General features: G+C 61.8%; 7 protein-coding genes and 2 riboswitches. All 7 genes read left to right on the top strand.

Translation table 11 applies throughout. From position 1 onward, the window contains the following. The first annotated feature begins 2 nt into the window (after positions 1-2). Positions 3-791, top strand: a complete 789-nt coding sequence (gene narJ / locus ACFP6B_RS10245) for a nitrate reductase molybdenum cofactor assembly chaperone (protein WP_377129722.1) — start codon at positions 3-5, stop codon at positions 789-791. Beyond that, positions 788-1,576 carry a respiratory nitrate reductase subunit gamma gene (narI, locus tag ACFP6B_RS10240; RefSeq protein ID WP_326502893.1) on the top strand — a complete coding sequence of 263 codons (789 nt, stop codon included), beginning with the start codon at positions 788-790 and terminating at the stop codon, positions 1,574-1,576. Before narJ ends, narI begins: the two co-directional genes overlap by 4 nt. A gap of 10 nt (positions 1,577-1,586) precedes the next feature. Continuing rightward, the gene (locus ACFP6B_RS10235) at positions 1,587-2,807 is read left to right on the top strand and encodes an MFS transporter (protein ID WP_377129720.1); all 1,221 of its coding nucleotides are present in this window, start codon (positions 1,587-1,589) and stop codon (positions 2,805-2,807) included. Positions 2,808-2,996: 189 nt separating this feature from the next. Then, positions 2,997-3,110: riboswitch (glycine riboswitch) on the top strand. After that, positions 3,111-3,223: riboswitch (glycine riboswitch) on the top strand. 57 nt (positions 3,224-3,280) lie between these two features. After that, complete coding sequence (gene gcvP, locus ACFP6B_RS10230) at positions 3,281-6,124, top strand: aminomethyl-transferring glycine dehydrogenase (protein WP_377129718.1); 2,844 nt, start codon at positions 3,281-3,283, stop codon at positions 6,122-6,124. A gap of 20 nt (positions 6,125-6,144) precedes the next feature. Beyond that, positions 6,145-7,263 carry a glycine cleavage system aminomethyltransferase GcvT gene (gcvT, locus tag ACFP6B_RS10225; RefSeq protein ID WP_377129716.1) on the top strand — a complete coding sequence of 373 codons (1,119 nt, stop codon included), beginning with the start codon at positions 6,145-6,147 and terminating at the stop codon, positions 7,261-7,263. Positions 7,264-7,392: 129 nt separating this feature from the next. After that, a complete protein-coding gene (locus ACFP6B_RS10220; protein ID WP_377129714.1) occupies positions 7,393-8,910 on the top strand; it encodes an L-serine ammonia-lyase in 1,518 nt (505 codons plus the stop codon). A gap of 282 nt (positions 8,911-9,192) precedes the next feature. After that, entirely contained in the window at positions 9,193-12,693 is a 3,501-nt protein-coding gene (gene rpoB / locus ACFP6B_RS10215; RefSeq protein WP_377129712.1) for a DNA-directed RNA polymerase subunit beta, read from the top strand. Positions 12,694-12,712 lie beyond the last annotated feature (19 nt).

Here is a 12,712-nt window from a genome sequence, read left to right as displayed (position 1 = left end):
CCGTGGCAGGATTCTTCTCCAAACTCCTCAAACGCAACGCGGCGGAGGTGGAACCACCCACCCCGCCCTCGGGCGACCCCTTCGACATGGACTGGGGGAGCGGGCACCCCACCGACGCCGTGGTCTACCAGCTCACCAGCGTCCTCATGCGCTACCCCAGTGAAGAAACCCGCGCCCTGCTGCCCGAACTCACTGCGCTTGCCGAAGAAACCGGCAATGACTACTTAACGCGCGGTGTAGCCCGCATCAAGACCTGGTACGAGGCAACCGAGCTTGACGCCATGCAGGCTGAATACGTACAGGAATACGACCTGTCGCGTCGCCACGCCTTCCACCTGTCCTACTGGACCGAGGGGGACACCCGCCGCCGCGGCGAGGCCCTGGCCCGTTTCAAGCAGATGTACCGCGACTCCGGCATGGTCACCACCCTGCACGGGGAACTGCCGGACTACCTGCCCATGGTTCTCGAGTTCACCGCCCTGGTGGACGCCCGGGCCGGGCGGGCAGCGCTTCAGGCATACCGGCCCTCCCTGGAACTTCTTCGCCTGGCCCTGCGCGATGACAACCTGCCCTACTATGAGCTGATTGAGGCGGTCTGCCAGACCCTGCCCGGAGTTTCCCCAGAAACTCAGGCGGACGTGCAAAAACTGGTCACCGCAGGCCCGCCCGCAGAAGCCGTCGGCCTGGCCTTGGCCCCCGGCGACCCCCGCCTGCTACCCCTTTTGCTGCCCCACGAACAGACACCCGGCGCCACCATCGGTGCCGACCACAAGAACGGAGCCCACCTGTGACCACCACAGTCAACGCCCTCGACTTCTTCCTCTGGGGCATCTTCCCCTACATCACCCTCGCCATCGTCATCGGCGGTACCATCTGGCGCTACAAAACCGACCAGTTCGGCTGGACCACCCGCTCCTCCCAGATGTACGAATCCCGCCTGCTACGCATCGCCTCGCCCATGTTCCACTACGGCATCCTAGTCGTGCTCGTAGGCCACATCGTTGGCCTCGTCATCCCCAAATCCTGGACCGACGCCGTTGGCATCTCGGAGCACTTCTACCACATCAACGCCCTGGTACTGGGCTCCATCGCAGCGGTCGCCACCCTCATCGGCCTCTTCGCCATGATCTACCGTCGCCGCACCTCCGCCACCGTCTTCCGCGCCACCACCTGGAACGACAAGATGATGTACGTGGCACTCACCAGCGCCATCGTCCTCGGCTCGGTAGCAACCCTCTTCAACGCCATGGAAATTGAAGGGCACCACAACTACCGCGAAACCGTCTCGGTCTGGTTCCGTTCCCTCTTCTACTTCCAGCCCAACGTCGAGGCCATGGCGAGCGCCACCACCTCCTTCCATATCCACGTCATCGTGGCCATGATCCTCTTCTGCCTCTGGCCTTTCACCCGCCTGGTCCACGCCTTCACCGCACCCCTGCACTACATCTTCCGGCCCTACATCGTCTACCGCTCGCGGGGCAAGCGTAACCACGCCCGCGGCTGGTCGCCGGTAGGCACCGCAGACTCCGTGAATAAGGACGCCCGCACGGTCGAGCGCCAGCACCACCACCACTAAGGAAAACACCATGTCTACTACGGCTGTTGCTGCGAAAGATCCGCAGCTTGCTGGCCAGTTCAAGTACGTCATTATGGCGGCCCTGGCCTCCATGATTGGCTTCTGGGGCTGGACCATGATTGGCCCCCTGGCCAAGTACTACACCGAAACCTACGGCCTGACCGAGGGGCAGCGCTCCCTGCTGATTGCTACCCCGGTGATCGTTGGGTCCCTGGCCCGTATTCCGGTGGGTGCCCTGACCGACCGCTTCGGTGGTCGCATTATGTTCACCATCATGCTGACCCTCACCGGGTCCATGGTGCTCGTTACTGGCCTGGTGGGGCAGATGGGTAACTTCTCCCTGCTGCTGGTGGCAGCCTTCTTCCTGGGTATTGGTGGATCCATCTTCGCGGTGGGTATTCCCTTCGCCGCTGCCTGGTTTGAGCCCCACCGCAAGGGCCTCGCCACCGGTATTTTCGGCATGGGCATGGTCGGTACCGCCTGCGCTGCCTTCTTTAACCCCCGCATGCTGGCTGCCTTCGGCTACTTTCCCACCCACGTCATTATGAGCTGCGCAGCCCTGACCTACGCCGTCATCGTCTGGCTCTTCATCCGCGACTCACCCGTTATGAAGGCCCGCACCCCCGAGCCCGTTCTGCCCAAGATTCTGGCGGTGTCCAAGAAACTGGTGACCTGGCAGCTCTGCTTCATCTACGCTGTGGTCTTCGGCGCCTTCGTGGCTTTCTCCAACTTCCTGTCAACCTACATGCAGAACATTTACGGCTATGAGGCCGTTGCTGGTGGTACCTTCGCCGCCATGTTCGCAGCCTGCGCCGTGCTGGCTCGCCCCTTCGGCGGCGTCGCAGCCGATAAGTTCGGCGGCAAGCTCACCACCCTCATCGTTTTTGTTGCTATGACCGTGCTGGCTGTCTGCATCGCCTTCGAGCCCGAGAGCACCGCTGTGAACACCCTGCTTCACGTGGTCATGGCCCTCTTCGTGGGTTTCGGTACCGGCACCATCTACGGCTGGCTGGGCAAGGTCGTTCGCCCGCAAGATACCGGTACCGTGTCTGGCCTGGTCTCGGCAGCCGGTGGCCTGGGCGGCTACTTCCCGCCCCTGATTATGGGCGCTGCCTACACCGCTTTCGGCAACTATTTCTGGGGCGTGCTGGCTCTGGCTTCTACCTGCGTGATTTCTATTCTGGTTTCCCTCTGGATGGCCTCAGACAAGAAGCCTGCCCGCGCCGCCTAAGCTCGGCTTGGCACTCCCCGTTCAGGGAGATTTCCGGACGCCCGCGCCCCGCTTTCCTGCCCTTGGGCAGGGGCGGGGCGCGGTTGCGTCCGCCCCGTAAAATCGACTTTTCCACCCCAAAAGTCTCTCGTGTGGTGCTTTGGGTGTAAGGTATGGCACAATAAGGGTTGTTACAACTAAAACGCCGTTACAACTGGTGCGGGAGAGACCGTACATGCTCGAGGTTGAGGGACCACGGGCACCGGCGCCGAAGGAGCAAACCCTCCCCGGGAAACTCTCAGGCACATGTACCGCTCAGTTAGGCAACTCTGGAGAGGGGCGTCAAACCCCCACCGAAGGGGCAAAATTCGCGCCCGCTACCAAGCGTGATGGGTAGCTGCGAACTAAAACTCTCAGGTTTTAACAGAGCGGGGAGGGCACCACCACAGGGCACCCCTGTGGGCAGGTTTACCCTCTACCCCTGGAGAGTCACCATGTCATTCATCGACCGCCACCTTGGCCCCCGCTCAAACGACCAAGAAACCATGCTCTCGGTGCTGGGCTATGACAGCCTCGGCGCCCTCATCAACGAGGTCATCCCTTCCAATATTCGTCTAGAGGGCGACCTCAACCTGCCCGCCCCCCTGACCGAACTTGAGGCCCAGAACAAGATTGCCTCCTACGCCGCCCTCAACCAGGTCAAGCACCAGATGATCGGTGCCGGCTACTACGATGCCATCACCCCGGCCGTGATCCGCCGCAACATTCTTGAAAACCCGGGCTGGTACACCTCCTACACCCCCTATCAGCCCGAAATCTCCCAGGGCCGTCTCGAAGCGCTGCTGAACTTCCAGAACACTGTGATGGAACTGACCGGCCTGCCCATCGCTAACGCCTCCCTGCTCGATGAGGCAACCGCCGTTGCTGAGGCCGCCGTCATGATGCACCGGGCCAACCGCAAGGTCAAGAACGGCTTCTTCGCTATTGACTCCCGCGCCCTGCCCCAGACCCTCTCGGTTGTCCGAGGCCGTGCCGAAGCCCTGGGCATTCCCTTCGTGGTCACCGATTTTGCCGATGGCCTGCCCGAGGGTGACCTCTACGGCGTCATTATCTCCAACCCCGGCCACGACGGCGAAGTCCGCGACATTGAGCCGGTTATCAAGGCCGCCAAGGACCGTGGCGCCCTGGTCACCGTCATCGCCGACCTGCTGGCCCAGACCCTGCTGACCGCCCCCGGCCACCAGGGCGCTGACATCGCTGTTGGCTCCTCCCAGCGCTTTGGCCTGCCCTTCTGGTACGGCGGACCCCACGCAGCTTTCATGGCTGTCTCTAAGGGTATGGAACGTAACCTGCCCGGCCGTCTGGTGGGCGTTTCCCAGGACGCCTTCGGCAAGCCCGCCTACCGCCTGGCCCTGCAGACCCGCGAGCAGCACATCCGCCGCGAAAAGGCCACCTCAAACATCTGTACCGCCCAGGCCCTGCTGGCTATCGCCGCCGGTGCCTACGCCGTCTACCACGGCCCTGAGGGCCTGCGGGCTATCGCTAACCGCCTGCACGATAATACCGCCCGCATCGCCGCCGCCGGTACCGCAGCCGGCCTGAAGCTGGTCCACGAGACCTTCTTCGACACCGTTGCCTTTGAGGCCGAAGGACGCGCCGACGAGCTGGTTGCCAAGGCCCTGGACGCCGGTATCAACGTCCGTAAAATCTCAGCAGACCGTATCTCCATCTCCGTGGGTGAGTCCCACACCGATGAGGTCCTGGAAGCCCTGGCAGCTGCCCTGGGCGGGCAGCTGGGGGAGACCGACGCCTACGAGCTACCCGAGGCCCTCCTGCGCACCGACGATTACATGACCCACCCGGTCTTCCACCTCTACCGCTCTGAGACCTCCATGATGCGCTACCTGCGCTCCCTCTCAGACAAGGACCTGGCCCTGGACCGCACCATGATTCCCCTGGGCTCTTGCACCATGAAGCTGAACGCAGCAGCCGAGATGGAACCCATCTCCTGGCCCGAGTTCGCCTCCATCCACCCCAACGTGCCTGCCGACCAGGCTAAGGGTTGGAAAGCCCTGATTGATGAGCTCTCAGCCTGGCTGGTCGAAATTACCGGCTACGACGCTATCTCCCTGCAGCCCAACTCGGGTGCGTCCGGCGAATACGCGGGTCTGCGTGCTATCCGTGCCTACCACGAGGCTAACGGCGATACCCAGCGCACCGTCGTCCTGATTCCCATGAGCGCCCACGGCACCAACGCCGCCTCCGCCGCGTTGGCTGGCCTGTCCGTTGCCGGTGTGGCGACCGCCCCCGACGGCTCCATCGACGTAGAAGACCTCAAGGCCAAGATTGAAAAGTACGGTGATACCATCGCCGGCATCATGATTACCTACCCCTCCACCCACGGTGTCTTTGAGGAGCAGGTCGTTGAGGTCTGCCAGCTGGTGCATGACGCCGGTGGCCAGGTTTACGTAGACGGCGCCAACCTCAACGCCCAGATGGGCTTAGCTCAGCCCGGCAAGTTCGGTGGCGACGTCTCCCACCTGAACCTGCACAAGACCTTCGCTATCCCCCACGGCGGTGGTGGCCCCGGCGTCGGCCCTGTTGCCGTCGGCGCCCACCTTGAGAAGTACCTGCCCGGTAACGGCTTCGAGGCGGACGCCGAAGGCCAGCTGGCAGATGCGCCTCTGCCCATCTCCCAGGCTATGTTTGGTTCTGCCGGTGTGCTCCCCATCTCCTGGATGTACATCGCTATGACCGGCGCTGAGGGCCTGCGAGCTTCTTCCGAAACCGCCATTCTCTCGGCCAACTACATCGCCAAGAAGCTGGGCTCCCTGTACCCTGTGCTCTACGCGGGTGAGACCGGCCTGGTGGCCCACGAGTGCATCCTAGATCTGCGCGAGCTGACCGCCGCGTCCGGCATCACTGCCGAGGACGTCTGCAAGCGTCTCATGGACTACGGCTTCCACGCGCCCACCCTGGCCTTCCCCGTTCCCGGCACCCTCATGGTCGAGCCCACCGAATCAGAGTCATTAGCTGAGCTGGATCGCTTCATTGAGGCCATGACCCAGATTCACGCTGAGATTCAGGAAGTCATCGACGGTAAGGTCAGCGCCGAGGAGTCTGTGCTGCGCAACGCCCCGCACACCGCCGAGGTCGTCACCGCCGACGAATGGACCCGCCCCTACCCCCGTTCGCAGGCCGCCTACCCCGTGCACGAGCTGCGCCTGAACAAGTACTTCACCCCCGTTGGCCGCATCGACGGTGCCGGCGGCGACCGTAATTTTGTCTGCGAATGCCCGCCCATGGAAGCCTTCGACATCGAAGTCCACAGCGCTTAAGGCTAGAAAGGTTTACCCCTATGTCACCCCAGAAAACTGCCCTCTACCAGGTCCACGCTGACCTGGGTGCCGCCTTCACCGACTTTGGCGGCTGGGACATGCCCCTCAAGTACACCAACGATGTTGAAGAGCATAAGGCTGTTCGATCAGCAGCAGGCCTTTTCGACCTCTCCCACATGGGTGAATTCCGGGTCACCGGCCCCGACGCCGGCGCATTCCTGGACTACGCCCTGCTCTCTAACATGTCCATTCTCAAGGTGGGCAAGGCCAAGTACTCCCTGCTGTTGGCCGAGGACGGCGGCGTTATCGACGACCTGATTACCTACCGCCTGGGCGAGGAAGAGTTCCTGGTTATTCCTAACGCAGCCAATGTTGCTGCCGACTACGAGGCTATGAGCGCCCGTACCGAGGGCTTCGATGTGCAGCTGGTCAATGAGACTGAAGCGACCTCCCTGGTCGCTGTTCAGGGCCCGGCCTCTGAAGCCATCCTGCTGGAGATGGACCCCTCTGACGCCGAGACCATCACCTCCATGGGCTACTACGCAGCTGCCCCGATTCGCTTCGGCAACATCGAGGCCCTGCTGGCCCGCACCGGCTACACCGGTGAGGACGGCTTTGAAATCTACGTCGCAAATGAGGACGCTGCCCAGCTCTGGGCCCTGGCCTCTGAACGCGGTGAGAAGCACGGGGCAATCCCCGCCGGGCTGGCCGCCCGCGACTCCCTTCGCCTTGAAGCCGGTATGCCCCTCTACGGCCACGAACTGGGCCGCGACATTACCCCCTTCGAGTCGGGCATGGGCAAGCTGGTCGAGATTGCTCTGACCAAGAAGGCCGCCAACTTCGTGGGTAAGGACGCCCTGGTTCAGCTTGCCGAGCAGGCCCCGGCTCGCTCCCTGGTCGGCCTCAAGGCCCAGGGCAAGCGCCCGGGCCGGGCAGGCTCCAAGCTGGTAGACGAGAATGGCACCGAGATCGGTGAGATTACCTCGGGTATTCCCTCACCCACCCTGGGATACCCCGTTGCCATGGCTCTACTGGCCACCGAGCACGCTACCTCAGGTGCGACCGTCAACGTCGATATCCGTGGTAAGGTTGCTCCCTTCGATATCGTCGAGCTGCCCTTCTACAAGCGCGAGAAGTAAGCCGCTCAGCGCGCCCCTATTTTAGAACCCTGTGCTACTGCCACCCCGTCACAACCGGCCTTGGGCCGGTTGGTAGCACAGGGTTCTTTCTGACCTAGGCCCCCTTGACACCCCGCAGGAGCATCACCGATGGACCTCAACGACACCCCCGACTACCTTTCTGAGCCACCCCATTCAGAAGCGCAGACCAAAGCCGAAGCCCTGGACTACGACATCTCTGTCTTCGAGATGTTCTCCATCGGTATTGGTCCCTCCAGCTCCCACACCGTGGGCCCGATGCGAGCCACCAACCGGTTCATCGCCGAGCTGATTGACGCAGGCTCACTCAAGGACGTCACCCGGGTCCACATCGACCTCTACGGCTCCCTGGCTGCTACCGGCGCCGGGCACGGCACCATGAGCGCAGCCATTAAGGGGCTGGCTGGTTTCGTGCCCGAAACTATCGACATTGCTGCTGCCGAGGCCCTCATGGACCGCAACCAGGTGGACGGTACCCTGCCCCTGGCAGGCTACCCCTCGGCAGCCTTTGAATCCGGTGCCCCCGGCCCAGAGGCAACCAAGGTGAGCGGGCCCGTCCTGGCCTACAAGGAAGCCGATATCACCCTGCGTCCGCTTACCGTACTTCCCCGCCACACCAACGGCATCAAGGTCACCGCCTACGCGGGGGAGAGCCTGCTGTTAGAGCGCACCTACTTCTCCATCGGCGGTGGGTTCATCGTTGAGGAAAACGAAGAATCATCGGGTTCCACCGGGCTATCTGAGGCTCCTTACCCCTTCGGGTCGGGCGAAGAGCTCCTTGATATGGCCAATAGCGCGGGCCTGTCCATCGCCCAGCTCAAGATGGAAAACGAGAAGACCGAGCGCAGCGAGAGCGAAGTACGCGCCGGAATCTTGCATATTCGGCAGGTCATGAAGGAATGCATTGGCTCGTCTCTGGAACGAATGGGTTACCTGCCCGGACCGCTTAAAGTGCGCTGCCGTGCTGGCCAGTGGCACCGCGACCTGCTGGCAGAAGACCCTAAGAAGTCACCCGAGTTCGCTATTGACTGGGTTAACCTCATCGCCTTAGCTGTCAACGAGGAAAACGCCTTTGGCGGCCGTATCGTCACCGCCCCCACGAACGGGGCCTCAGGCATTATCCCAGCTGTGCTGCACTACGCTCTCAACTATGTGCCCTCGGTGCGTCACCGCGGTCAAAAGGTTATTGATGATGCTGTCGTTGACTTCTTCTTAGCGGCTGCCTCCATCGGTGCCCTCTACAAGAAGCGGGCCTCAATCTCTGGCGCTGAAGTGGGCTGTCAGGGCGAGGTTGGCACCGCCTCCTCTATGGCGGCTGCGGGCCTGGCCCAGGTTATGGGCGGCACCAACGAGCAGGTAGAAAATGCCGCCGAAATCGCTATGGAGCACAATCTGGGGCTGACCTGCGACCCCGTGGGGGGTCTGGTGCAGATACCCTGCATTGAGCGTAACGCCATGGCGGCCTCCAACGCCGTTACCGCCGCCAAGATGGCCCTGCGCGGGGACGGCCAGCACCGGGTCTCCCTGGACCAGGTCATCGAAACCATGCGCCAGACCGGCGAAGATATGTCGCACCGCTACAAGGAAACCTCCATGGGCGGTCTGGCCGTCAACGTGGTGGAGTGCTAGCCGGAGTTTGCAAAAGTCGCAGAGATTGGGTATAGACAGCGCAAATGTTTTGCTGTAGCATGAATATTTGCGCTTCCCTAATCTTCTGTGCCTTCATATAGCGGTGGGCAGGTTGTAACAGGTTTTAAGTACGCCCCAGTACCCCGAACATCAATCTAGCCACTATCCCAGCACGGCACAGGTGCTATAACAGGCTAGTTTGCCTCTTCAACGGGTCCTTGAGTGTACCGCCCCTGGTGGGGGAGCGGGTACGAACAGACATGTCTGTGGAAGGATCCAATCTTGGTCGCCTCGAGCACCTCTAATACTGAAGCCGCTAACGGCGTAGGTTCGCAGCGCCGAATCTCATTCGCAAAAATTGCTGAGCCCCTGCAGGTTCCCAACCTGCTCGCGCTCCAGCTCGACAGCTTTGATCAGCTCGTCGGTAACGAACGCTGGGCAGCTAAAGCAGCTGTAGCAGCAGAAACCGGCGATACCTCCGTCAGTCAGACCTCAGGTCTTGCCGACATCTTCGAAGAAATCTCCCCGATCGAAGACTTCCAGGGCACCATGTCCCTGTCCTTCTCCGATCCCGAATTCGCTGACCCCAAGTACACCATGGAAGAGTGCAAGGATCGCGACGCGACCTACGCAGCTCCCCTGTACGTCAAGGCCGAATTCATGAACAACAACACGGGCGAAATCAAGCAGCAGACCGTGTTCATGGGTGACTTCCCCCTGATGACCGAATCCGGCACCTTCGTGATCAACGGCTCCGAGCGCGTCGTTGTTTCCCAGCTGGTTCGTTCACCCGGCGCCTACTTCGAAAAGACCGCCGACCGCACCTCCGATAAGGACATCTACACCGCGAAGATCATCCCTTCCCGCGGTGCCTGGTTCGAACTCGAAATCGACAAGCGCGACCAGGTCGGCGTCCGTCTGGACCGCCGCCGCAAGCAGTCCGTCACCACCCTGCTCAAGGCCCTGGGCTGGAGCGAAGCCAAGATCCTGGCTGAATTCGGTGAATTCGACTCCATCCGCGCCACCCTCGAGAAGGACACCGTCCAGACTCGCGAAGAGGCCCTGCTTGATATCTACCGCAAGCTGCGCCCGGGCGAACCCCCCACGGTTGACGCTGCCCAGAACCTGCTGGACAACATGTACTTCACCCCCCGCCGCTACGACCTGGCAAAGGTCGGCCGCTACAAGGTGAACCGCAAGCTGGGTATCGACACCCCCGTTAACGACCCCTCAGCTTCAGTGCTGTCCCAGGACGACATCGCAGCGATGATCCGCTACCTGGTTACCCTGCACGCAGGTGGCACCAGCATCAAGGGTGTCCGCGATGGCCAGGAAGTTGACATCCGCGTTGATGTTGACGATATCGACCACTTCGGCAACCGCCGCATCCGCGCCGTGGGCGAACTGATCGAAAACCAGATCCGCACCGGTCTGTCCCGTATGGAGCGCGTTGTCCGCGAGCGTATGACCACCCAGGACGTCGAGGCTATCACCCCTCAGACTCTGATCAACATCCGCCCGGTCGTTGCCTCCATCAAGGAATTCTTCGGCACCTCTCAGCTCTCCCAGTTCATGGACCAGAACAACCCGCTGGCAGGTCTGACCCACAAGCGTCGTCTCTCCGCGCTGGGCCCCGGCGGTCTCTCCCGTGACCGTGCAGGCATGGAAGTGCGAGACGTGCACCCCTCCCACTACGGCCGTATGTGCCCTATCGAAACCCCTGAAGGCCCCAACATCGGTCTGATCGGCTCGCTGGCAACCTACGCCCGCATCAACCCCTTCGGTTTCATCGAGACCCCCTACCGCATCGTCAAGAACGGCAAGGTCACCGACGAGGTCAAGTACCTCACCGCCGATGACGAAAAGGGCAACACCATCGCTCAGGCCAACGCACCCCTGAACGCAGACATGACCTTCGCTGAAGAGCAGGTTCTCTGCCGTGCAGGCGACGGCTCAGGCGAAGCAGTGCTGGTAGACGCCGGTGAAATTGAGTTCATGGACGTCTCCCCCCGCCAGATGGTGTCTGTGGCAACCGCCCTGATTCCCTACCTGGAACACGACGACGCTAACCGAGCACTGATGGGTGCTAACATGCAGCGTCAGGCTGTGCCCCTGCTCGAATCAGAGGCACCCGTCGTTGGTACCGGTATGGAACGCTACGCGGCTCTTGACTCCGGTGACTCCGTTGTCGCTAAGAAGGCCGGTGTGGTCTCCGAGGTCTCTGCTGACCTGGTTGTCGTCCGCAATGACGATGGCACCACCACCTCCTACCCCATCCTTAAGTTCCAGCGCTCCAACCCCGGTAACTGCTACAACCACCGCGTTGTTGTTAAGGTGGGCGACCGCGTTGAAGAGCGCAGCCTGATTGCTGACGGCCCCTCAACCGACAAGGGCGAACTGGCACTCGGTAAGAACCTGCTCGTGGCCTACATGTCATGGGAAGGCTTCAACTTCGAGGACGGCATCATCCTGTCCCAGCGCATGATCTCCGACGACGTGCTCACCTCAATCCACATTGAAGAGCACGAAATCGACGCCCGCGACACCAAGCTGGGTGCCGAAGAGATCACCCGCGATATCCCCAACGTCTCCGAAGAGGTGCTCTCAGCCCTCGACGAGCGCGGCATCATCCACATCGGTGCCGAGGTTGAGGCCGGCGACATCCTGGTCGGTAAGGTCACCCCCAAGGGCGAAACCGAACTGACCCCCGAAGAGCGCCTGCTGCGCGCCATCTTCGGTGAGAAGTCCCGCGAAGTCCGTGACACCTCACTCAAGGTTCCCCACGGCGAGTCCGGTACCGTTATCGGCGTCCGTATCTTCGACCGCGAAACCGACGACGAAGACCTGCCCAGCGGCGTCAACCAGCTGGTCCGCGTCTACGTTGCCCAGAAGCGCAAAATCACCGTCGGCGATAAGCTGGCAGGCCGCCACGGTAACAAGGGTGTTATTACCAAGATCCTCCCCATCGAGGACATGCCCTTCATGGAAGACGGCACCCCCGTCGACATCATCCTCAACCCGCTGGGCGTTCCCGGTCGTATGAACATCGGTCAGGTACTCGAAGTTCACACCGGCTGGCTGGCCAAGCAGGGCTGGAAGATCGAGGGCAACCCCGCCTGGCTCGACAAGCTCCACAACTTCCCCAAGGAAACCGGCCCCACCAACGTCGCAACCCCCGTGTTCGACGGTGCCGGTGAAGAGGAACTGTTCGAGCTGCTGGACCACGCTAACCCCAACCGCGATGGCGACCGCCTGATCAACCGCTCAGGTAAGGCCCGCCTGCTCGATGGCCGCTCCGGCGAGCCCTTCCCCGAGCCGGTATCCGTTGGCTACCAGTACATCCTGAAGCTGCACCACCTTGTCGACGACAAGATCCACGCACGCTCCACCGGCCCCTACTCCATGATCACCCAGCAGCCCCTGGGCGGTAAGGCCCAGTTCGGTGGCCAGCGCTTCGGTGAAATGGAAGTGTGGGCACTGGAAGCATACGGTGCCGCCTACACCCTGCAGGAAATCCTGACCGTCAAGTCTGACGACGTTCACGGCCGCGTGAAGGTCTACGAAGCCATCGTTAAGGGCGAGAACATCCCCGAACCCGGTGTGCCCGAGTCCTTCAAGGTCTTGATCAAGGAAATGCAGTCCCTCTGCCTGAACGTTGAGGTCCTCTCAACCGACGGTAAGACCATCGAAATGCGCGATGTAGAAGACGAAGGCTTCCGAGCAGCAGATGACCTGGGTATTGACCTGTCCCACGCAGAGCCCAGCTCTGTCGAAGAGGTCTAAACCCTCCCATCTGTTCGAA

The organism is Rothia nasimurium, assembly GCF_042660305.1.
Taxonomy (GTDB): Bacteria; Actinomycetota; Actinomycetes; order Actinomycetales; family Micrococcaceae; genus Rothia; species Rothia nasimurium.
The sequence above is the reverse complement of the archived record's forward strand: the minus strand, read 5'-3'. Positions and strand labels throughout refer to the sequence as shown.